The following is a 24,455-nucleotide window of genomic DNA, read 5'->3' as shown; positions in this document are numbered from 1 at the left end:
TTTGATGTCACTTCAATATCTTATTTATCGTTTTCGCAAACCCCTCATCACATACAGCAAGCGCAGCTCGCTCAGTTTTACCTGCACATCTCCCTAATTCATCCTTGCCCAAAGGAATCTTTTTTACAGGTACATTATATTTTAAATTCAGTTTTTTATATTCCTGACATGTTTTTTCTGCTGTATTCTCTGCTATAAGTAAAAGTTTTATATTTTTTTTATCCACTATTTTATTTATTGCAAAATCACCTGAAATTATTTTATTGGCACATGAAGCCATGCTTAATATATTAAACAGTTTCTGCTGTATATTATTCATTTATATTAGAAAACCCTGCTCGTAATTTATCATATATGCTGCTATCTATCGCACTCTTGAAAGATTTTTCCAACTTATGACCTTTTATTGCTGTTTCCAAGCATTCCTTATTAGGACAGATATATGCTCCTCTGCCTGACTTTTTCCCTGTTGTATCAATGGAAAATTCACCATCGGGGCTTCTCACTATTCTTATAAGTTCTTTCTTGCTGCGCACTTTCTGGCATCCTACGCATACGCGTTCTGGCATTTTTTTCTTTACTGCCATAATTCTTCTCCTTATAATCAATCCACTGAAAAAGAGTCTTCACTTGTCACTGTAACAACTTCCATATCATCGCCAACACCATTTTCAGCTGCCTGGGACTCACTTTTTATATCTATTTTCCAGCCTGTAAGCTTAGCTGCCAAGCGTGCATTCTGGCCTTCTTTGCCAATAGCCAGGGATAATTGATAATCAGGGACTATTACTTTGGAAATTTTTTCCTCTTCCCTTATTGCCACAGAAACTACTTTTGCCGGACTTAATGAATTTGCTATATATTTTGCCGGATCTTCATTCCATTTCACGATATCAATTTTTTCTCCCCGCAGTTCATCAACTACAGCCTGCACACGCAGTCCTTTTTGTCCTACGCATGAACCAACGGGATCTATATTTTCATCTTTGGAATACACCGCAATTTTAGAACGCATGCCCGGTTCTCTGGCTACAGATTTAATCTCAACCATGCCATCACTTATTTCTGGAACTTCAAGTTCAAATAAACGTTTAAGCAATCCGGGATGAGTGCGTGATAAAAGTATCTGCGGTCCCTTTGTTGTTTTTTTTACTTCAACAATATACAGCTTCAATCTTTCATTAGGAGTATATTTTTCTGTGGAAATCTGTTCTGCCGGTGTCAGCAGGGCTTCTGTCTTTCCCAGATCAATTATGACATTTTTCCCTTCGATACGCTGAACAATGCCAGTTAAAATATCATTGGCCCGATTGGAAAATTCTTCATAAATGATCCCTCGTTCAGCTTCCCGTATTCTCTGTACCACCACTTGTTTTGCTGTCTGTGCAGCAATCCTACCAAAATTGGCCGGTGTTGTTTCTGTTTCAATTACATCACCTATAGCATAATCGGTATGTATTCTCTTCGCATCTTCCAGCGAAATTTCCGTAATTTTATTCTGTACCTGTTCCACGACAGTTTTTACTGCATATACATGAAATTCTCCCGTAGTCCGGTCAAGTGAAACACGTACATTCTGTGCCGAATTAAAGTTTCTTTTATATGCAGAAATTAATGCTGCTTCAATTGCATCAAAAAGGACTTCCAGTGCTATTCCCTTTTCTTTTCCCACTTCACGAAATGCTTCTAAAAAACCTTTATTTTTAGCACCGCTCTTATTTTTGGTAGCCAAATCTATATCCCCCTATTATTAAAAATCAATATGCAGACGCACTGATGATATTTGTGACCGTGATATCACAATATCTTCATCAATTGTTATCGTTTCATTTGAATACGCACTTAATTTACCCGTAAATTTCTTTTTCCCATCTACAGGCACATAAGTTACAATATCAATCTGTTTTCCTGTTTCCCGCTCAAAGTCACGGTCTTTTTTTAATTGACGATCTAATCCCGGCGATGATACTTCTAAAATATAGCTATCTTTTATTAAACTTATTTTTTCTAATTCTTCATCAATTTCACGACTTATTTTTTGGCAATCATCTAAATCAATCCCATTTTTTTTATCAACAAACACCCGTAAATACCAATTTTTTTCCTTAACATATTCGATATCAACGAGTTCATATTCTGTATTTAAAAGTAATTTTTCTACTACTTTTTCTGCCTTACTTTCTATATATCCCGCCATTGTTCCTCCTAAAAATCCCTATAATACTAAAGAGTGGGTTTGCCACCCACTCTTTAAATACATGCTTAAGTTGATGCTATTATTATAACACCAGATAATGAAAATGTAAACTGCACTGCCAAACATTTATATCAAAAATAAAATACAAAAATTTCAGTTGTTGTAAATACTGTACAACAAATTCATCCTCATTCCTGATCGTAATGTTTCTTACGCAAAATATTTAACTTGGACAATATCGTTTCATCCAGTCTATCTGCTAACTCACTTCTATGTGAAGTTGCTGTTATTTTATTTGTGTAAGATTTACGCAAATGTTTTTTGGTACTTTTTATAGTCTTTCTTAACTCCTTAACAGTAACCCGATATGCGCCTGCTCCTAGTATAGCATTTTGTTCTGCCCCGTCTGAAGTAACGACAAAGACTTCTTTTCCCTCCCGTACTAAATCATAAGCCAATTTTTCAATATAACTATCTGCTGTTTCCTTTTTTTTCGTATAAACTATTTCAAAATGTTTATTTCTTTTTTCTAAAGATTGCACAGATGATGTGTATAATGCGTCAAAAACCAATGTTATATCATACTTCTGATATGCACCATATTCTAATAAAAGCTGCACCAGTCTGTCACGGGCATATTCCAAATCACTATTAAGTTTTAAAAATTCCGGCCAGCAATTTATTACATTATACCCATCTACGATAAGATGAGTCCTCATCGTGCTTATCATTGCAATCTCCTTAATTAAATCTCCTTAATTGTTAGTACGTTGTTTCAGGACTTCATACATAAGTACCGCCGCCGCATTTGAAGCATTTAACGAATTGACTTTTCCCCGCATAGGTAATTTCACCAGAAAATCACATGATTCCTTTATCAGACGGCTTATTCCCTTTCCTTCACTGCCAATCACTAAAAGCAGCGGACCTTTCAGATCAGCATTATAATATAATCTTTCCGCAGCTGCATCTGCTCCGGCTACCCAGAATCCTTGTTTCTTCAGTTTATTGATCATCTGCACCATATTATTAATACGAATTACCGGTACATATTCTATAGCACCAGCTGAAGTTTTCGCCACTGTAGACGAAAGTGGACAGCTGCGGCGTTTTGCTATTATAACACCATGTGCCCCCACCGCATCAGCTGTCCGCAAGACAGCTCCTAAATTATGCGGATCTTCAAGTTCATCTAGTAAAATAAAAAACGGTATTTCTTTTTTTTGATAAACCTCTTCTAAAACAACATCAAAATCCGCATAATCAACTGGTGGTGTATATGCCAGAATTCCCTGATTATGCTTCTCTCCTGATAAACTATCAAGTTTATTTTGACTGACCATATGCATTATAACTTTTTTACTTCTGGCCAAAGAAATTATTTCCTGCAATGAACCCCCATGTGCGTTTTCTGCTATCAATAATTTATTTATATCTCTGTTATTCTTTAACGCTTCACGTACTGCATTACGGCCTATAAGCATATCAGCCGTATCAACAGTATTTTCTTCCTGGCTTTTCTTTATGTCGTCCAGCTTTTGTTTATTACTGCTTTTATAATTGTCAACAGATTTCTTATTTCTTTTTTTATCTGATTTCACGGTATTTTTTTTATAAAACGGCATATTTTTCTCCACTTCAATATTATTCTTCATGCATTTTTATCATTTGCTCAAATTTCCCGCACGTCATATCGCCTTCAGGACATTTTCCCTCCGCAATACAGGATGGTCCTGCATTTTTGAAAAGCAGCGGCGCCGCTTTTTTCACTTCTTTGAGCATCATATTAGCCATTGCCCTTATTTCCCACTGTGCTCGGTTGCAGCAGCGCAAAGAAAAGAAATGCAGCAGAGACCGCGTATTGAAGGTTGCTACAATTTTTGTTTCTGTGGCATTAGCCAAAACATATCTGGCATCTTCTTTAGGAATATCCATGGTTGTTAATTCATCATATGTTTTTCTTATTAAACTCATTAATTCAGTGAATTTTTTTTCTGCTGCTGCATTTTTAGTTATTGATGGGGGAATGATATATTCAAAATCATGCTCGGCCACATAACGCTGTGATTGCTGGGAATAAGAGGCTATACGGTGTCTGACCAGCTGATGTGTCAATACACGGGAAACACCTTCAATAGCAAAGGTAAAGGTCACATGTTCCAGCGTTGATGCATGCCCCATTCCAACTATCTTTTTTACAAGCTTTTCCACCTGCTCATCAGTCATTTTCTCCGATAGTTCTTCTGCACCGACAGATGAGTAGCACAAGCGTGCTGCCATTGCTACAGTACGTTCAGGTTCACTGGTATATTTTATTAGTTTTACTTTCATAAATATCCTCCATTTATTAGAAAAACAGCCATTGCTAATGCAATAGCTGTTTTCATTATATCATCAATAAACAAATAATATAATTATTATTCATGGGAAAATTTATCTTTTAAAATGACATCATGTGAACCGCCTTCAACAATGCTCGTCGAAGAAACCAGTGTAAGTTTTGCCTTTTCCTGAAATTCCTTTATCGTAAGAGCCCCGCAATTACACATTGTAGAACGCATTTTACTCAAGGTAAGCCCAACATTATCCTTCAACGCTCCGGCATAAGGCACATAGGAATCAACACCTTCCTCAAAGGACAGCTTTCTATCACCGCCCATGTCATAACGCTGCCAGTTGCGTGCCCTGTTAGATCCTTCGCCCCAATATTCCTTGAGATACGTACCATTGATCTTCACTTTATTAGTAGGACTTTCATCAAACCGGGAAAAATATCTTCCCAGCATCATAAAATCAGCTCCCATAGCCAGTGCCAATGTCATATGATAATCGTGGACTATCCCGCCATCTGAGCATATTGGTATATAAATACCCGTTTCCGCATAATATTCATCACGTGCCTTAGCAACATCAATAACTGCTGTTGCCTGCCCACGGCCTATTCCCTTTGTTTCACGTGTTATACAAATAGAACCGCCGCCAATTCCGACTTTTATAAAATCAGCTCCGGCTTCGGCTAGAAACCGAAAGCCCTCCGCATCAACAACGTTACCAGCCCCGACTTTTACATCAGAACCGAATTTTTCATGAATGTATTTGAGTGTTATACTCTGCCATTCACTGAATCCTTCTGATGAATCAATACACAAAACATCTGCTCCCGCATCCAGCAGTGCCGGAACACGTTCGGCATAATCTCTTGTATTGATACCGGCCCCTACAAGATAACGTTTCTTCATATCAATCAATTCATTTTTATTTTCTTTGTTATCAGTATAGTCTTTACGAAAAACCATGTAGCGTAAGCGTTGGTTTTTATCAACAAGCGGCAGCATATTCAGCTTATTGTCCCAGATCATGTCATTGGCCTGAGATAATGTCGTAGTATCAGCATCAGCATAAACAAGCTTGGCAAATGGTGTCATAAATTCCCGCACCTGTGTACCCATGTTCATCCGTGTTATGCGATAATCACGGCTCGTAACTATTCCTACTAATTTCCCGGTTGCCGTTCCATCTTCCGTAACAGCCATAGTAGAATGTCCCGTTTTGTCTTTTAATTCCAATATTTCGCCTAAAGTCGTCGATGGCTTAATATTGGAATCGCTGCTTACAAAGCCTGATTTATAATTTTTCACACGAGTAACCATTTCAGCCTGCTGCTTTATCGACTGCGACCCATATATAAAAGAAACGCCACCTTCCTTAGCCAGGGCAATAGCCATGGTATCATCAGATACAGCCTGCATTATTGCCGATGTCAGGGGAATATTTAACTTTAATTCTGGTTCTTCCCCTTTTTTAAATTTTACTAACGGGGTTTGAAGCGACACATTTGCTGGAATACATTTGTCAGAGGAATAACCTGGAACTAATAAATATTCGCCAAAAGTATGTGCTGGTTTTTCAAAAAAATACGCCACGTTACATTCTCCTTTTCTTTAAATTTTATTTGTATAAATGATAGTACGTTTATTCGTTATTTGTCAACATATAATAAGAAAAAACTGCCGTATAAATACCAGCAGCTTAATGATTACAATTATTTATATTTACAGTTGTACATTTTTTCAATTTATTATTTCATCATAATTTAGATAATATAGGGGATTTTTTATTATTCATTTTATATATTAGCATCATATCCATTAGTTAGTAATATATCGACCGCATAACGGATACTTGACGGAGAAAATCCTTTTCTGTAAAGATACTGCATAGATTTAGCAGTATCTGTTGTTTTTTTTAAATGTTTTTGCAAAATACACACAGCAGTATTTTTTTCATATATAGTAAAATCACTAGTTAGTGATTTATTTACCATATCAGGAGAAAATCCCTTCCTGAGCAATTTTTGTTTTATCATCATTACACTATAGCGTTTTTCCTTCAAATATATCTTACTTTGCCTGTCACACAGATCAGCATCGTCCAAATATCCTTTTTGAACTAATTTGTCTATTGCTACTTTTATTTCTTCCTGTTCATAACCACAACGACTTAATTTATCATATATTTGTTTAACCGAATAGTCCTGTACCGATAAATAATCCACAGCCTTTACTAATGCTGTTTTATTATTTTTTACCGGCATCAGCTACTGCCTTATCTTCTGAGGTAATTATCATTTCGTCTTTTCGATTACCCTTATCTGTACTTTTATCCTTATCTTTATCTGATTCCGGCGCAGGCGCAACTTTTATACGTATTTTATCCTCAATTTCCTGGCATATTTTAGGATTTTCCTTCAAAAATTTTTTGGCATTTTCTTTTCCCTGCCCCAGTCGTGTCCCATTATATGAATACCATGTACCACTCTTATCAACTATTTCATAATTTGTTCCTAAATCAATAATACCACCTTCACGGGAAATTCCTTCGCCATACATTATATCAAATTCGGCCTGTTTAAATGGTGGAGCAACCTTATTTTTTACAACCTTTATTCGTGTACGGTTCCCGACTATTTCATTGCCTTGTTTTATTGTATCAATTTTGCGAACATCAAGACGAATAGTAGCATAAAATTTTAAAGCCCGACCACCTGTCGTTGTTTCCGGACTGCCAAACATGACACCCACTTTTTCACGTATCTGGTTAATAAATATTGCCGTTGTTCTTGACCTGCTGATATATCCGGTCAATTTCCGCATTGCCTGTGACATAAGTCTTGCCTGAAGACCTACATGCGAATCCCCCATTTCACCTTCAATTTCTGCTTTAGGTACCAATGCTGCAACAGAATCAATTACCACAACATCAATAGCACCGCTCCTTACCAAAGCATCAGCAATATCCAATGCCTGTTCGCCATTATCCGGCTGCGATATCAATAAATTATCAATATCTACACCCAGTTTCTTGGCATAAACAGGGTCCAGCGCATGTTCAGCATCAATAAATGCCGCTATGCCACCAGTCTTTTGTGCTTCAGCTATGATGTGCAGCGCTACTGTCGTTTTCCCGGAAGATTCTGGTCCGTAAATTTCCACAATTCTCCCCCGCGGTACACCACCAACTCCCAATGCTATGTCAAGCGGTAGATTTCCCGTATGAATAACCTCGATATTCATATCAGCTGCAGCTTCTCCCAGCTTCATTATTGCCCCCTTACCAAAATCCCGTTCAATCTGCTTCAAGGCATTTTCTAAAGCTTTATCCTTATCCAAGGTTTGATTTTTTTCCATTTATTTTCGATACCAGCCTTTCTCTTCTATAAACTGATTATACCTGAGTTCAATTGGAAAATCAACATAGAATACGGAAAGCTGAATATCGTTATAAATAAATCTTAATAAGCTGTCAAACCACCGTCTACAGCCCATGCTGCTCCTGTGACAAAAGACGCTTTTGCCGATGCGAGGAAATATATTACCTCAGCAGCTTCATAGATTGTCCCAATACGTCCTAGAGGATAAGGATCAGCTATATGCTCCTTACCATAATCATCTTCAGCAAGCTGTTTTTGTGTTAGCGGTGTATTGATATCCCCCAGACAAACACAATTCACACGTATATTATCTTTTGCTGTTTCCAGGGCAAGTGCTTTGGTAAAAACGGTAACTGCCCCTTTTGTAGCGCAATATAATGTGCAAAAATAATTTCCATTTATTCCCGCATCCGATGATATATTTACTATGGATGCGCCAGTAGTATTTTTTCGTAAAAGAGGCATAATATATTTGCACATAAAATATGTTCCTTTGAGATTTACTCCCACCATTAGGTCAAAATCTTTTTCTTCAACATCATCGATAGGATTTTCCTGGTAAATTCCGGCAGAGTTAACCAAAACCTCAACTTGAGAAAATTTTTCTTTAATCAAAGCTGCAGCCCGGCTGCATTCCTCACAATACATAATATCAGCTTTAATAAAATGATATCTGGTTTTATAAGCAGCAAGTTTTTTTAATGCAGTTTCATATTTTTTTATTGTTTTGCCTATGGCAACAACAGTAAAACCATTTTCCAAAAATAATTTTGCTGCTGCCAAACCTATTCCTGATGTTCCACCCGTTATAACTGCTATTTTCATAATAATGCTCCTAAAAAAATATAGAGCCTGATATAAAATCAAGCTCTTTGACATACTCCTCATAGCTAAAGGCCAGAGGATTCTGTGATAATGACCCAGCCTGCTAAAACAGATCCCTGCAAGTTGTCTTCACAATGAATGATGCCCCATCCATTTATAGATTTATCCAGTTTCAATTACTTGCGCAAATTCTCAGGACACACTTTATATTCCCTGTGCTAAAGCATAAGGCTTTTTACAGTGATTACGTATGTATCCTAAATTAATTTACAGCATCTTTTAATGCTTTACCTGCTTTGAATACAGGGTTCTTTGATTCTGGAATTTCGATAGTGTCACCCGTCTGAGGATTGCGGCCCTTACGAGCAGCGCGAGCTCTGACTTCAAAAGTACCGAAGCCGATAATCTGCACTTTTTCACCTTTGACTAAAGTGTCCTGTACACTAGCAAAAATAGCATTAACTGCCTTTTCAGCGTCTTTTTTGGTCAAGCCAGCTTGTTCAGCAACACTGGCCACTAATTCGGATTTATTCACGAATATAGCCTCCTTTTGATTTTGTTACGATACTTCCAATTCGCTGTAACTTGGATTATTCCTTTTTTTATCTATAATTTTTTTATAAAATTTATAGATTTTTTATAAAAAAGAGCAGTATAAAGACTTATTTTCTAATTTTAAAAAAATATTCTACAATACTCTTTTGAATAACAACAATTATATTACTATTTTTCTGCTGCTTTAGCTGCGTCCCACATTCTATCCAGCTGTGCTAAATTAAATTGGTCCCAATCCTTATTTTGCCTCTTCAGCTCTTTTTCTATATAAGAAAAACGGCGGCAGAATTTTTTATTACTAGAACGCAGTGCTAATTCTGCATCAACTTTTAAAAAGCGTGACAAATTAACCACACTAAATAAAAGATCCCCCAGCTCTTCTTCAATATTGTCCTCATCATTGGCAGCAACTGCATTTTTAAGTTCAGCAAATTCTTCAGTCACCTTTTCCCAAACTGGTCCAACAGTTTTCCAGTCAAATCCGACTTTTGCCGCTTTATACTGCAATTTATAGGCACTCATAAGTGCCGGCAGATCTTTTGGTACTCCGTCAAGAACAGATTTTCTGTCCTTTTTTTCTTCTCTTTTTATTTTTTCCCAATTTAACAGGACTTCTCCTGCATCCTTTACCGATGTATTACCAAAAACATGCGGATGACGATGAATTAGCTTTTTGGTAACGCCATCTACTACATCCTGCATTGAAAAAACACCTGTTTCCTCAGCCACACGAGCATGAAAAACTATCTGCATAAGCAAATCGCCCAATTCTTCACATAAGAGATCGGCATCTTGTAAATCAATAGCCTCAATTACCTCATATACTTCTTCAATAAGGTTGCGCCGCAATGACTTATGTGTCTGCACTATATCCCAGGGACATCCACCAGGTGCCCTCAGAATATGTATTATATCTGATAATGGCTGTATTGTAAAGGCTGTTTGCTTTCCATCATAGCGCGGAACATAAAGACTTGTCAAATAATCGATCTCTTTATGCCTGTCCAGTTCATAAAGAGGTATATAATCTATCTTTTCATCAGCCAACCCCAAATGGTATATCAGTGCCACTTCATGGTCGTCCGGCAGCTCTCCCATTAATGTCAGCTTAACTTCGGAAGCAGTATGAACATCATATAACTGGGTAATTATTTTATTTACGGAATTATATACTGACTGATTTTCCAATTCAAGTGCATCTAAAACCAGCAGCCCATCGATAGGATCTATATTGAGTTTTATATATAATAATTCCAAAAAACTCATTCCAGCATAAATCCTGACTGGTATATTTTTTTGTTTTGCCATATCGCGAATAATTATAACCGTCTGTTCTGCTACCATAGGACTGCCGGGAACTGCATAAACGATATCTGCTCCAGTTTTAGCACGTTTTATGACATCCATACTTATCGCCTTATATACATCTTCAAATGATTCTGATTGTTCATATAAATAATCATATGTATTAAAAATAATTCCAGCTTTTTCTACATCATCTGCTGCTGGATGATATTTTGTCCTAAAATACAGTACGTCTGCTTTTTTCATCAATTCCCAAGTCTGATTGGTTATAAATCCACCATCAGCTGGACCTAACCCTACTATGCTTATACTACCCATAAAAACTCCTTTATACTACATCCTTAACTCCTGCTAGCCGCTTGACCGTACGCATAACAATATTTACCGGATTAGCCGCTGTTTTAGCTGTCAATTTTAATCTTATTATATTATTATCGCTCTGGATAAATTTTACCATTCCGCCTAAATACTGTCGCATCAATAATAAATTTTCTGCTTTTATATTATGATTTTCTATAAGCACAAAGTCAATATAATCCTTCTTTTCCACTATTGATTTAATTCCTAAATTACGCGCATAATTTTTTATACTGGCTATTTTCAGCAAATTTTTTACTGGCTCCGTTATACTGCCAAAGCGATCTTCTAATTCGCTTTTTAAACTAACTATCTGCTCATCATTACGCAAAGCAGCTATTTTTTGATATATCTCCATTTTATGCATAGCATCGCTTATATATCCTCCATCAATATATGCATCTATTTTCATTTCTATAATCGGCTCTACTGTTTCAACCACTTTTTTGCCAGTGCGCATCTGTTCTATTGCTTCTTCCAGCAAACGACAATACATTTCAAATCCAACACTGGAAATATGTCCATGCTGCTGTGAACCCAAAAGATTACCCGCACCGCGAATTTCCAAATCCCTCATGGCAATTTTAAAACCAGATCCCAATTCAGCAAAATCTTTTATCGCTTTTAATCTTTTTTCTGCTGTTTCAGTTAAAACCTTGTCCCGTTGATAAACAAAATAAGCAAATGCCATACTTTTAGACCTGCCGACACGACCTCTCATCTGATATAACTGGGATAATCCAAATTTATCAGCATCATATATTATAATAGTATTGGCATTGGCAATATCAAGTCCATTTTCTATTATACTCGTAGCCAACAGTATATCATATTTCCCTTCATAAAATTCCATCATAGCTTTTTCCAAAAGACTTTCGGGCATTTGCCCATGTGCCACTTTTATGCGCGCCTCTGGCAGCAGATCTGTCAATTTCAAATACATTCTGTCAATAGTTTCAATCCTATTATAAATAAAATATATCTGTCCGCCGCGTCTGATTTCCCGCCTTATGGCATCGCAAAGAATAGTATCATTATTTTCAATAACATATGTTTGAATAGAAAATCGTTCTTTCGGCGGTGTTTCTATTATACTCATATCCCTGGCTCCTACCAGCGACATATGCAGCGTGCGGGGAATAGGTGTAGCACTCAATGTCAAAACATCGAGGTTTTTACTCATAGCTTTTATTTTTTCTTTTTGTTTTACTCCAAACCGTTGTTCTTCATCAACAATGAGTAATCCCAAATCTTTAAACTTAACTTTTTTACTATTTAAAATAGCATGTGTTCCTATAAGAATATCAATTTCACCCATAGCAACTTTTTCCAAGGTAATCTTTTGTTCCTTCGGTGTACGGAAACGACAAATTACATCAACTGTTGGCAGGAATCCTTCAAAGCGGCTGCTAAATGTCTGAAAATGCTGTTGTGCCAGTACAGTAGTAGGCACTAACACGGCAACCTGCTTACCATCCATAGCAGCCTTAAAAGCAGCCCTTATAGCTACTTCTGTTTTACCAAACCCTACATCACCGCAGAGCAACCTGTCCATGGCTTTTTCTTTTTCCATATCAGCTTTTATATCTTTAACCGCCGCTAACTGATCTGGTGTTTCTTCATAAGGAAATGCATCTTCAAATTCTCTTTGCCACGGTGTATCAGGAGAAAAAGCATATCCCTTGCCATTTTTTCTTTCAGCATATAATTTAACCAAATCCTTAGCTATTTTTTCTACTGCCTCTTTAGCCTTAGCTTTGGCCTTATTCCATGCAATACCATCCATTTTACTTAAACGGGGAATGTCGCCTTCACTGCCGATATATTTTTGCAGTAAGTGTACCTGATCAGTCGGCACAAACAGTTTATCATCCCCACCATATTTTATATGCAGATAATCACGATGAATACCATTTACAGTAATGGTTTTTACACCAAGATATTTACCAATTCCGTGATTAACATGAACTACATAATCACCAATGTTTATGTCACGAAAATGGGTTATTTTTTCTCCTTTATTTATATGCCGCGCTGCTGAACGCTTTTTCTGGCGGCCCATTATATCCTTTTCCGTTACTACAACCAAATGGGCTCCAGGCAGTTCAAAACCATTGGAAAGTGTTCCAATGGTTATACATACAAGTCCTTGTGTCAGCTTTCCTGTACGGGAAAAATTAGCCGGAACTTTATGCTGATTAAGGATATCGTGGATATACTCTGCTTTTTGTTCATCATTCATTAATATTATTATGTCATTTTTCTGTACAAGCCAATTTTTTAACTCCTCACACAATAATTCTATTTGGCGTTGAAAAGGGGCAACCTCTTTAACCACCGCGCTAATAATTTGTGCTGGTTTAGCAATATGTATTTTTTGCAGCATCAAAGAAGAATATATAAGATTTTTTTTACCGGCTGCTGCCAGTATATCCTCCCATGAAAAAATATTGTTTTTTGCCTCAGGTATCTCTTTAACCATTGTTAATATTTCTTCCTTGATGCGCAGAGGTTCATCAATAAATATTACAGAATTTTCGGGTAAATAAGATAAAAATACTGTTTTCTGTCCCACTTCATCCGATGGTGCCAGCGGCATAACCGTTACCGTTCCCACATTTTTGACTGATCGCTGTGTTTCCAAATCAAATATTCTTATTGATTCTACACTATTATCAAAAAATTCTATACGAAATGGTTCTACTGCATTTATCGGAAATATATCGACAATGCCGCCACGCATACTGAATTGACCTATATGCTCGACTTGATCTATATTTTCATAGCCCAGACTCACCAGTCTTTCAAGCAATGTATCTATTTCCATTTTATCATCTATACTGAGTGACAGGCTGTATTTGTCAAAATCTGCTTTTGACAAATTTCCCTGAACTGCTGCTGCTGTGGTTGCTACAACAACCAAAGGCATATTTTGCGTCAGCCGTCCCAGTATTTCCATCCTTTTAGCAACCAGCTCCATACTCTTTGCTGTTGCTGAAACAGACATTATATCCAAAGCCGGCAATTCCGTTATCACTGCTTCTTCCGGCAAAAGCATATTTAAATCAGACAGCCACTGGGCAGCAGCTTCTCCATTATTGCAGATAATAACAATAGTTTTAGGATTTTGCAGATAACAGGCTGACAGCATTGCGTGTTTTTGTGAACCAGATAACCCATATATATATTCCTGTCCTTTATCATCATTATAACAGTGTATTAATTTTTTAACACTCGGATCAGAAAACATTTTCTCAAAAAGTATATTCATAGATACCTCCATTTACCAAGGCGAAAAGGGGACTATCAAAAAAATTCATTCTTCGACAGTCCCTGAGCACATGAGTTTTATTATAAGATTTTAATATACTATCGTCAAGTAATCCCTAACAATTACCAATATTTTAATACAAAAGAACTCTTTACCTTCACCCGTCTTTTTTATATAATGGTTTTTATGAATAAAATTCCTGTTTACCACATAAAGTATACTACTATAACATCTCTGAGGATGATGAAATGAAAAAATTTATGGCATTTTCCCTTATTATTCTATATTTTGTGATAATATGTATATTTTTAACAGAAAAAACTGACGCTTTGTCTTTCAAAACAACACCCTGGAATATACGAATTACAAATGATTCACTGCTTACATGGCAGAAATTGCCTTACCCTTCTCTTTATGAAGTAGATACTTTCATCAAAAATCCCAACAATCCTGCTATCAAAGAAAAATATAAACTAGTAAAAAAGCATTTTACCTTTAATAATACATATGCTATTGCTCCTATATTGCCTACTTACTATCAGATAAAAGCTTATGGTATGTTTGGCAGAATCGGCCAGTCTTCCTCTTTTAAGGGTGATACCATTTTTACCGGAAAACCTCTTATCCCCACCCCTATAACTATTTATAATAAAAATAATCCTGCTAGCTTAAGACCTTATTTAATATGGCATACCGTCCCCAATGCTGTGTATTATCAATTAGAATTATTATCTGGTCCTCCAGACGATCCCCATGGCATAAAATTATCCCAGACAAATCACTTGTATTCATCGGAAAATATCTTCACCCATGGATGCCAAGTTGATTTATCTCCTTATGAAAAGGAAAAACATATATTCTGGCGCATAAGAGCCCTTGATTTTCATGGCAATCCTATTGGCGTATTTTCCACGCTTCAGAAAATAATTATAAATCCAGCTGTCCCTGTTCCGCATAAACCATTGCTTGATAATTATGATACTATTCCTGGTCGGAAAATGCCTTTATATCCTGTCTATAACTGGATTCCCATGCTCAATACAACTCACTATGAGGTAGAATTATTAAAACAAACTCCCACATCACTTATTACCATAGAAACTTTAAAGGTAAATGATCTTTTTAGCTGTTATGATAAAAAACCACTTATGAAAAAGGGGACGTACTATTGGCGCGTACGAGGCATAGATGCTAAAGGTACTGCTTTGGGAGAGTGGTCTGATCTGCAAAAAATAAACTATACTGCTCCTACGGCCGGAGGAGTTACTATCGCTACTTTTGGTGACAGCATCACCCATGGCGGCGGCAATATATCTTATTCTCCTGCTAATATGGAATACAATTATCAGACTTATCTCGATTTTCCTACAATCAACCTTGCCAAAAGTGGTGATACTTCACGTATGGCATTGGACCGTTTCGACCATGATGTACTTCCCTTTGCTCCGCGCAACTTACTGATCCTGTGCGGAACAAACAGCCTGCGTGACGAAAATATCAGTGCAGATACTATCATAGCTGAACTACAGAAAATCCGGCAGAAATGTCTTGATAATAATATCCATCCTGTTTTCATGACACTGCTTCCCCTAAATCCTGCTAATATAAAATCCGTATTCAATACTAACACTGATCCTGATTGGAAAAATAAATTGAAAAAGGTTAATGATTATATTCTCAGCCTCCCCTGCCATATAGATATTGAACCATATTTTCTTGATGAAAATGGAAATATGGCTGAAAAATATTCCCCTGACGGTTTGCATCCCAATATAGCCGGTAAAAAAATAATGGCTGCTATAATAAACCGAAATAAAAATCTATTTATCTGGTCTGACCCTAATAATTAAAAAAAGGAGGCAAAATTAAAGAAATTTTGCCTCCTTTTTTTAATCCTGCAGGTTTTCTAATTCCTGCGCCGCTCCCATTGCTGCAATAATTCCATGTTCAAATGTCAATGCTCCCTGCATATACACACTAAATGGTTCCCGCATCGGACCATCGGCACTGAGTTCTATTGACGCTCCCTGCACAAAAGTTCCTGCTGCCATTATAATCTGGTCTGTATATCCTGGCATATCCCATGGTTCAGGAGCTGCAAAGGAATCTACCGGCGAATATTTTTGGATACCGTGACAAAAGGCTATGAGATTTTCTCTTGTTTTCAATTCTATGGCCTGAATAATATCACCGCGTTTAGCAGAAGCATTAGGCCGGGTAATATAACCCAGATCAGAAAAAAACACTGCGGCAAAGATTGCACTTTTCACTGCCTGAGCTACAACATGCGGTGCCACAAACAAGCCTTGGAATAATAGCCTGTTATTTTCCAGTGAAGCCCCCAGTTCAGCACCCATGCCAGGGGATGTCATTCTATAAGAAGCCAACTCAACCAAATCTTTTCTGCCAACAATATACCCGCCTGTAGGTGCTATCCCGCCACCTGGATTTTTTATCAGCGAGCCACCCATAATATCAGCACCAACTTCTGTAGGTTCTTTTTCTTCTATAAATTCTCCATAACAGTTATCTACAAAACATATACAATCAGGTTTAATATTTTTTATAAAAGCACAAATTTCACCTATATCGTTTACCGTCAGAGTTGGCCGTAGACTATAACCACGTGACCGCTGTATCAATACCATCTTGGTATTCTTATTTATACATCTTTTTACAGCGGCAAAATCAACATGTCCATCCTTGTCAAGCGGTGCTTCCTTGTAACTAATGCCAAATTCTTTTAAAGATCCGGGGCTGGGATTTTCATAGCCGATAACAGTACGCATAGTATCATAAGGTTTTCCCATGACAGATACCAGCTCATCACCCGGCCGTAGTATCCCAAACAAGACTGTCGATAATGTATGCGTACCCGAAACGAACTGGGTTCTTACCAAGGCACTATCTGTTTTGAATATTTCCGCATATAAATCTTCCAATTTACCGCGTCCAATATCATCATAAGCATAACCCGTCGATGTATTAAAATGTGCTTCTGATACCTTTACCTTGCGCATAGCGTTTAATATTTTCAAAGTATTTTTTTCGGCAATTTTATCTGGATTAGAAAAATATTGTTTACATTCTTTTAAGGCTCGTTCCTTAACCTTCAGTATATTTTCCGAAAACAATTCTAACATCCCCCGTTTTATAATAAAAGCTTCTATAATTATAATTTATATTAATTCAATATTGCTCGTATAGATCAGCCTAATTTATCCAAAAATAGAAAAACCCCTATCCTTCAGGATAAGGGCTTACATAATACACTAACACTGCTGTAGAAACAGAGTACCGAGCTAAAAAGCACCCATTACTCATTATATAGACAGAAAATAAATAATCATATATTTCCAAAACGAGAGCGCATATTAATTAGCACGCTGAACTTTGCTGCTGGTGCGCATGCAGCGAGTGCAAACATTGATGCGTTTTACTTCGCCATCCACAACTGCACGTACACGCTGGATATTAGGCTTCCATTTACGTTTAGTTTTTAAATGAGAATGACTGACGTTCATACCCGACATTTCGCCTTTTCCACAAATTTCACAAACATTTGCCATCTATAACACGCCTCCTTAATAATCATAAGTTAATTAACACACAATAGAAACAATATAACATATCTTTGTATAAATTGCAAGATTTATTTGTGTCTAGGATACTTACCTATCGTCAATGCATTCAAGTACGGAAAATATTTTTCTGAAAAATTTCTGCAGATTATTGCTGCCAAAACGGCCAAAAAAACTGTACCGCAATAAAACACTATGCTAATGAATCCCGTCATCATTAAATTCAACCTGCCTAAAATAGCTGCTAAAAGAGAAATAAAAACAGGGTGACATAAATAAGCAAAATATGAATGTTTTCCCAAAGGTGAAAAAATATTTTTTACTAATTTTACTCTATCTGCATGATAAAATTCACTAAAGAGAAATATTGTAGCCCCCAGCGTATAAAAAACACCTGCTGGTGATAATTGGTGAGCAGTATTTATAGCTTCCAGCAGAGTATACCCCTTCCCAAACAGACAATAATAATAATATGCCAATATACCTATAAGAGAGAGCAGGAAAAAAACCGCTATTTCAGCCCGTTTATTTTTCATAAATAGTTGAAATTCTTTAAAATGTACAGCTATATAGCCGCCAATTATAAAAATAAATATATAATGAAGTACCCAGTAATTAAGCCGGTATACTAATAAATCCCGCAGTAAGGAATTAGTTATTCCATAAGGGTTCATCACAAAACTGGAATAATAATCAAAAATTATCTGCAGTACAAACATAACGGTCAATCTACTGTAATCCATCCTTTTTACAATAAAAATCCATAGCGGCATGAGTAAATAAAACCATATTAATATGACCATAAAATACAACTGATAGCATGCCAAACCAAAAAAAAGTACAAACAATACATGAATCGGCTTAAATACTGCCATATTATCATAGTGACTCCCATATAAAAGCAAATAAAAAACTGACCAGGCCAAGTAAGGAACCACAACTGTTTTAAAACGTTTTCTGATAAATTTACCATAATTAAGTTTTTTATCCCAATCAAGATTATAGAAAAGGCCAAAAGCTGAAATAAAAAAAAATATAGGAACAGAAAAACGCGTTACTATTTCAAAAACAGCAACAAGATGCATATTTGCTACTGTATTATTTACTATGTACTGTGAGCCTACATGTATACCAACGACCCCCAGCATAGAAATGCCACGCATATATTCAATTGCGTTAACACGCGGTTTTCTTAAAGTACCGGTACTATCCATTATTTCATTTTCCCTTTTCCGCTATCTGTTCAGTCATTTCCTTCATTAAACAAATCTGCGGAATTATCGTGTCAAGCTGTAATCTTTCCTGTGGCGTATGAATATCAATATTGTTTGGTCCTATGGAGATTATTTCCAATTGCGGCATCTTATCGGAAAAATAATTACATTCCAGTCCGCCATGTATAAATTCAACCTTCATGTATTTATTATTTTGTCTTTTGAAAATATCTAGAGCCATCCGCACTAATTCACTATCAGCATTTCCATTCCACGCCGGTGAAGTAGGGGCAAATTTGACCTTAAACCCAGTCAGGCAGGCAAAAGCTTCATAGGAATTTTTTATAAATGATAGATTAGCATTTGTAGCACTTCTGGCCAACAATGATACTACAACTTTTTTATCCTTTATATATACTCTGCCAATATTAGCCGATAACTCGGGTAAATCTGCTGTAGTCTGGGACATAGCATAAACACCACTGTGTAAGGCCGACAAAAGCATAATAAGCTTGTTTACTGTTTTTTTGTCAATAACTGTGTTTGACATAGTTATTGGGGTAAAAATAAATGCTGCCTTTTCTTCTGCACTGCCATAGACTTCAGTAAATTCACATTGTACTTCATCAATAACAGCTTTTATTTTATTTTCATCAGTTTTATTGTAGACAATATCTGCCGAAGCTTTTGCCGCTATAGCATTAACAGCAGCACCACCGTTAATATCCGCAACTTCAAAACATATATTATTTTTTTCTAAGCGCTGTAAAATAATTGTTAATATTTTTATTGCATTTGCCCTGTTTTGATTTATTTCTGCGCCAGAGTGTCCGCCCAGTAAGTTTTTTATAATAATACTGGCACTGCTATCACCATTAAAACGGTTGCATACATCCACATCTGAAACAAAATTCAATCTCACACTTCCTGCGCTGCCTACTGTAACTACATCATAATCTTCTGAATCACAATTTATAACATATTTAACATTTTCTAAATATTTTTTATCGAGGCCACGTGCGCCTGTCATCCCATTTTCTTCGTCAACTGTAAATATTGCACGCAGCGGACCATGGACAAACTTTTGTGTTAACAAATATATTACACTGGCAACTCCTATTCCATCGTCAGCTCCCAGGCTGGTACCTTCTGCAAATAGGTATTTCCCATCATTTTTTACCTTTATGGCATCTTTAACCGGGTCATATTGCACACCTGGATCGGCAACACAAACCATATCCATATGGCCTTGGAATAATATCAGCGGTACATGTTCAAAACCTGGTTCCGCTTTTTTATTTGCTATTATATTATTATACTGGTCTTGCACCACCTCAAGCCCCAGTTCTTTCAATCTTGATGCAATATAATCACTTACCTTTTTTTCATGACCCGAAGGTCTTGGAATTTCGGCAAGTTTTGTAAATTCTTCTAATACATCTTCTAAAATAAGATTTTTATCCATGATACTGCCTCCTATAAATGCTATAGTTTATATTATTATGAAATAAACATGAACTAGCAGAAAATCTTATAACAACCTCACTGCATATAACCACAGCTGCTAGTTATGTTTTCCCTGCCTGTCTTTAAAGACTCGTAAAAATTTCCTTGGTAATTTAAACAATACAATATAAACTATAATGTATATCCTAACAAATTAAATATAAAAAAACAACGAATTTGTTAACAAAAAAAGGATTATCTGACAAATTTATTGAATCTTATTCATATCAGGAAAAATAATAATTATTATTTTTATTTATTTATATTGAAGGATATTTAATATAAATATAGAATCTTACTTATCTGGCTAATTATTTGTCGATTGGTAGGCTTTTATATTTTAATCCAATTTAGCATGCGGGTGAATATGATGATAGACAATGTTACTTACAGAGACTTTGTAGAAAAAGTCCATTCTTCATCCGACATTATAAAAGTAATCTCTGCATATGTTCCCTTAAAGAAACGCGGCCACAACTATTGGGGCTGCTGTCCCTTTCATAAAGAAAAAACACCTTCTTTTTCTGTGGTGCCGGATGAAGGTTTTTTTTATTGCTTTGGTTGTCATAAGGGAGGAAATGTTTTCAAATTTTTATCCTTAATTGAAAATATTTCTTATGGTGAAGCAATAAAATTACAGGCAGAACGCTTAAATATTCCTGTTCCTCAGAAAAAAAAATCCGATTATGAATTAAAAAAAGAAAAAAACATAGAAAATTTATATCGGCTTCATGAAATGGCACGGACTTTTTTTTATAATTGTCTGACAAAAACTAATTATGGAAAACCAGGATTACTTTATTTAAAAAAACGTGGTATAAATAATGAAATCATTAAGATGTTCCATTTAGGATTTGCTCCCCCCGGATGGAATAAATTATCGTCTGCATTTATAAAACGCGGTATCAATGAAGATTTATTACTGCAAGTCGGATTGATCGTTAAAAAAAAATCTGGCGGATATTATGACCGATTCCGCGAACGCGTTATTATTCCTATAGATAATGAAAAGGGAAGAACTGTAGGATTCGGTGCTCGTATACTAAATAATGATCAGCCTAAATATCTAAACTCTCCGGAAACGCCATTATTCAACAAACGCAAACTATTATTTGGGCTCAACGAAGCCAAAAAATATATAAGAGAAAAAGATTATGCTATTGTTGTTGAAGGATATATGGATGCTATTGCTCTGGCAAGCCACAACATATCAAATGTTGTAGCTTCACTGGGAACTGCATTCACAATGGAACAATGTAAAAGACTAATGCGTTACAGTACCAATATCTATTTTTGCTACGACAGCGATTCAGCCGGACAGAAAGCTACATTACGTGCTCTTTCAATAGCCCACAGTACGGGTATCACCAATGTGAAGGTCATATTAATTCCCGAGGGAAAAGATCCAGATGAATTTATCCGAAAATATGATGCTGATAAATTTGCCGGATTAATTGACAAAGCATTGAATTTTATTGATTTTCATCTGCATTATATAATGCAAAATACGAATTACACTACGCTTGAGGGCAAAATAAAAGCTGTTTCTTTTATTCTGCCGGTACTAGCAACTGTGAATAATCTCGTCGAAACTAATGGTTATATCATTAAAATTGCCCAGACACTCGGTATTGATGAAACAGATTTACGAAACGAACTGCAAAGATATCGCCGGAATAATAATCATTTTAATAATTATAATACGCTAAAAATCAATCATTCTATTACTAAACCTGTTGATAATGCGGTAATGAAAGCTGGCCGTTATATTGTAAATAAAGTTTGGCACGAACCAGATATTCTAAACTACGTTTTAGCTACCGCACATATAGAAGAATTTGACAATAAAAACCACCGGGAAATATTAAAATTTATAGCCGCACAACTAAATAACAATCAACCTATAAATGATGTCACCGCGTCAGATGAATTAAGCAGTGATGCCTATACAGAGTTATCGCGCTGTATAGTGGAAAGAGAAAACAATGCTGAAGCAAAATTACTTGATGATTATCTGAAAAAAATTCATTTGTCCTACTTAAAAAAAAGTTATGCCGAGCATAGCTTAAAAGCAGACGAACTCGAACGTAACGGTGATAATAGATTTCAGCAGGAACTTAAGGAAATTCAGCGAATAATAAAAGAAATGGATGGAGTTAATTGAGCATTGCACGAGTTATTTTGTACATTTATAAGATTGGAGAGGAGGCATGTAAATGCAACAAGTAACTAAACAAGCATCTACGACTGTCTCGCAAAGTGCCGAATTTATAAAAAAGTTACTCACAAAAGGACAAAAAAAAGGCGGCGTTCTGACATATGGTGAGGTTATGGAAGCTCTACAGAACATTGATTTGTCACCAGAAGAAATAGATGAGTTATATGAAAAATTTACCAAAAAGGGTATAAATTTCGTTGACGAAGCTGATGAAAAAAAATCACATAAAAAGGGCTCCTCTGATGATAAATCGGATGACGATATTGATCTTAGCATTCCAGAAGGAATAAATATTGATGATCCGGTTCGTATGTACCTCAAAGAAATTGGGCGAGTTCCTCTGCTTAGTGCTGATGAAGAAATCACATTAGCAAAACAGATGGAACAGGGCAGTATTGCCGCTCAAAAGAAATTGGCAGAAGCTAATCTGCGGCTAGTTGTCAGCATTGCTAAAAGATATGTTGGCCGTGGGATGCTTTTCCTTGACCTTATACAAGAAGGTAATCTCGGTTTAATAAAGGCTGTAGAAAAATTTGATTACAATAAAGGCTATAAATTCAGTACTTATGCCACATGGTGGATACGACAGGCTATAACACGTGCCATTGCCGACCAGGCAAGAACCATCCGTATTCCTGTTCACATGGTAGAAACAATAAACAAACTTATTCGTGTTTCACGTCAACTTTTACAATCCCTAGGACGTGATCCGGCACCAGAAGAAATTGCCAAGGAAATGGATGTAAGTGTTGAACGGGTTCGCGAAATTATGAAAATTGCCCAGGAACCGGTATCTTTGGAAACTCCTATAGGAGAAGAAGAAGATTCACATCTTGGTGATTTCATTGAAGACCATGATGCTCCTGCTCCCGCTGATGCAGCTTCTTTTGTCCTGCTAAAGGAACAGCTTGAAGAGGTTTTAAAAACACTTACTCCTAGAGAAGAAAAAGTATTGCGACTGCGTTTCGGCCTGGATGACGGGCGAGCCAGAACACTGGAAGAAGTCGGTCAGAGTTTTGGCGTTACACGTGAACGTATTCGCCAAATAGAAGCAAAAGCCTTGCGGAAACTGCGTCATCCCAGTCGTAGTAAAAAGTTAAAAGATTTCCTCGAATAAGGAGCATTTGTGTGAAAATTTTAGCACGTCAGCTCGCAATTGATATGTATAATTGCAAACCTGAAAAAATAGTAAATATTGATTTACTGTCTGTTGCTTTAAAAAATACTCTCCATAAAGTTGGATTAACCGTATTAGAAATGAATATAAAACGGGTAGAACAAGATCATTTTATTGTTTTCATCCCACTTATGGAGGGGCACTTTACTACTCATATCTATTCTACTCTGCGTTATGTCGCTATAGATTTATTTATCTGCAATCAGGATAGTTCTTCTGAAAAAGCTGTCCGTGCTTTAAGAAAAGTTATAAAACCAGAAAAAATAAAAATAACTTATTTATGCCGTGGTGATTTTGGAACTATTTCTGATATGAAACCACACATTAAAGTACGTACTGCCCCATTACGACGTATTCAAAATACAGGAGTAAAGGTAATCCACTTATTGCCAGGACGTAAGTTTGTAAAAAAATTACGCCGAAAAAATAAACAAAATATAGAAAACTAAATCTCTTTATTTTCCATAAAAACCAGACAGGAGCCTCTCCTGTCTGGTTTTTTATGACTAAAAAATTTTGTTTTAATAAATTTATTGTTT

Annotated in this window: 22 protein-coding genes; 4 read left to right on the top strand and 18 right to left on the bottom strand. The window is 36.2% G+C overall.

Annotated elements, in window-relative coordinates:
- Positions 1-7: 7 nt before the first annotated feature.
- From I6760_RS10470 to mfd, 14 genes are all read right to left on the bottom strand, one after another.
- Positions 8-319 carry a L7Ae/L30e/S12e/Gadd45 family ribosomal protein gene (locus I6760_RS10470; RefSeq protein WP_196594370.1) on the bottom strand — a complete coding sequence of 104 codons (312 nt, stop codon included), beginning with the start codon at positions 317-319 and terminating at the stop codon, positions 8-10.
- A complete protein-coding gene (rnpM, locus tag I6760_RS10465; RefSeq protein ID WP_196594369.1) occupies positions 312-587 on the bottom strand; it encodes an RNase P modulator RnpM in 276 nt (91 codons plus the stop codon). Before rnpM ends, I6760_RS10470 begins: the two co-directional genes overlap by 8 nt.
- A gap of 17 nt (positions 588-604) precedes the next feature.
- Entirely contained in the window at positions 605-1,732 is a 1,128-nt protein-coding gene (nusA, locus tag I6760_RS10460) for a transcription termination factor NusA (RefSeq protein ID WP_196594368.1), read from the bottom strand.
- Positions 1,733-1,750: 18 nt separating this feature from the next.
- Entirely contained in the window at positions 1,751-2,197 is a 447-nt protein-coding gene (locus I6760_RS10455) for a ribosome maturation factor RimP (protein ID WP_196594367.1), read from the bottom strand.
- 188 nt (positions 2,198-2,385) lie between these two features.
- A complete protein-coding gene (locus I6760_RS10450) occupies positions 2,386-2,928 on the bottom strand; it encodes an NYN domain-containing protein (protein ID WP_196594366.1) in 543 nt (180 codons plus the stop codon).
- Between the two features lie 24 nt (positions 2,929-2,952).
- Positions 2,953-3,852, bottom strand: coding sequence for a 23S rRNA (guanosine(2251)-2'-O)-methyltransferase RlmB (gene rlmB, locus I6760_RS10445; protein WP_196594365.1), 900 nt, complete (start codon positions 3,850-3,852; stop codon positions 2,953-2,955).
- Entirely contained in the window at positions 3,842-4,528 is a 687-nt protein-coding gene (gene thyX / locus I6760_RS10440) for an FAD-dependent thymidylate synthase (protein WP_196594364.1), read from the bottom strand. The genes rlmB and thyX overlap by 11 nt, the downstream gene beginning before the upstream one ends.
- Positions 4,529-4,614: 86 nt before the next feature.
- The gene (locus I6760_RS10435; RefSeq protein ID WP_196594363.1) at positions 4,615-6,120 is read right to left on the bottom strand and encodes an IMP dehydrogenase; all 1,506 of its coding nucleotides are present in this window, start codon (positions 6,118-6,120) and stop codon (positions 4,615-4,617) included.
- A gap of 203 nt (positions 6,121-6,323) precedes the next feature.
- Entirely contained in the window at positions 6,324-6,791 is a 468-nt protein-coding gene (locus tag I6760_RS10430) for a regulatory protein RecX (protein WP_196594362.1), read from the bottom strand.
- Entirely contained in the window at positions 6,775-7,884 is a 1,110-nt protein-coding gene (gene recA, locus I6760_RS10425; protein WP_196594361.1) for a recombinase RecA, read from the bottom strand. Before recA ends, I6760_RS10430 begins: the two co-directional genes overlap by 17 nt.
- Positions 7,885-7,988: 104 nt before the next feature.
- Positions 7,989-8,732, bottom strand: a complete 744-nt coding sequence (locus I6760_RS10420; RefSeq protein WP_231036243.1) for an SDR family NAD(P)-dependent oxidoreductase — start codon at positions 8,730-8,732, stop codon at positions 7,989-7,991.
- Positions 8,733-8,994: 262 nt separating this feature from the next.
- The gene (locus tag I6760_RS10415; RefSeq protein WP_132548939.1) at positions 8,995-9,267 is read right to left on the bottom strand and encodes an HU family DNA-binding protein; all 273 of its coding nucleotides are present in this window, start codon (positions 9,265-9,267) and stop codon (positions 8,995-8,997) included.
- 188 nt (positions 9,268-9,455) lie between these two features.
- Positions 9,456-10,910, bottom strand: coding sequence for a bifunctional methyltransferase/pyrophosphohydrolase YabN (yabN, locus tag I6760_RS10410; RefSeq protein WP_196594360.1), 1,455 nt, complete (start codon positions 10,908-10,910; stop codon positions 9,456-9,458).
- A gap of 10 nt (positions 10,911-10,920) precedes the next feature.
- Positions 10,921-14,220, bottom strand: a complete 3,300-nt coding sequence (gene mfd / locus I6760_RS10405; protein WP_196594359.1) for a transcription-repair coupling factor — start codon at positions 14,218-14,220, stop codon at positions 10,921-10,923.
- A 248-nt stretch (positions 14,221-14,468) separates the two neighbouring features.
- Between mfd and I6760_RS10400 the strand changes: the two genes are divergently transcribed.
- Positions 14,469-16,070, top strand: coding sequence for a GDSL-type esterase/lipase family protein (locus tag I6760_RS10400; RefSeq protein WP_196594358.1), 1,602 nt, complete (start codon positions 14,469-14,471; stop codon positions 16,068-16,070).
- Positions 16,071-16,109: 39 nt separating this feature from the next.
- Here I6760_RS10400 and I6760_RS10395 read toward each other — a convergent pair whose 3' ends face one another.
- From I6760_RS10395 to pepD, 4 genes are all read right to left on the bottom strand, one after another.
- Positions 16,110-17,363 carry a methionine gamma-lyase family protein gene (locus I6760_RS10395; RefSeq protein ID WP_196594357.1) on the bottom strand — a complete coding sequence of 418 codons (1,254 nt, stop codon included), beginning with the start codon at positions 17,361-17,363 and terminating at the stop codon, positions 16,110-16,112.
- 231 nt (positions 17,364-17,594) lie between these two features.
- The gene (rpmB, locus tag I6760_RS10390) at positions 17,595-17,789 is read right to left on the bottom strand and encodes a 50S ribosomal protein L28 (RefSeq protein ID WP_196594356.1); all 195 of its coding nucleotides are present in this window, start codon (positions 17,787-17,789) and stop codon (positions 17,595-17,597) included.
- Positions 17,790-17,872: 83 nt separating this feature from the next.
- Positions 17,873-19,015, bottom strand: coding sequence for an acyltransferase (locus tag I6760_RS10385; protein WP_196594355.1), 1,143 nt, complete (start codon positions 19,013-19,015; stop codon positions 17,873-17,875).
- 4 nt (positions 19,016-19,019) lie between these two features.
- The gene (gene pepD / locus I6760_RS10380) at positions 19,020-20,480 is read right to left on the bottom strand and encodes a beta-Ala-His dipeptidase (RefSeq protein WP_196594354.1); all 1,461 of its coding nucleotides are present in this window, start codon (positions 20,478-20,480) and stop codon (positions 19,020-19,022) included.
- A 408-nt stretch (positions 20,481-20,888) separates the two neighbouring features.
- Between pepD and dnaG the strand changes: the two genes are divergently transcribed.
- Genes dnaG through I6760_RS10365 form a run of 3 tightly spaced genes read left to right on the top strand, consistent with a single transcriptional unit; the run spans position 20,889 to position 24,365 of the window.
- Entirely contained in the window at positions 20,889-22,685 is a 1,797-nt protein-coding gene (gene dnaG, locus I6760_RS10375) for a DNA primase (RefSeq protein ID WP_196594353.1), read from the top strand.
- 52 nt (positions 22,686-22,737) lie between these two features.
- A complete protein-coding gene (rpoD, locus tag I6760_RS10370; protein WP_196594352.1) occupies positions 22,738-23,856 on the top strand; it encodes an RNA polymerase sigma factor RpoD in 1,119 nt (372 codons plus the stop codon).
- 11 nt (positions 23,857-23,867) lie between these two features.
- The gene (locus I6760_RS10365) at positions 23,868-24,365 is read left to right on the top strand and encodes an S-adenosylmethionine decarboxylase family protein (protein WP_196594351.1); all 498 of its coding nucleotides are present in this window, start codon (positions 23,868-23,870) and stop codon (positions 24,363-24,365) included.
- Positions 24,366-24,455: the final 90 nt, after the last annotated feature.

Origin of the sequence: Pectinatus sottacetonis (genome assembly GCF_015732155.1) — a bacterium.
GTDB lineage: Bacteria > Bacillota > Negativicutes > Selenomonadales > Selenomonadaceae > Pectinatus > Pectinatus sottacetonis.
The sequence above is the reverse complement of the archived record's forward strand: the minus strand, read 5'-3'. Positions and strand labels throughout refer to the sequence as shown.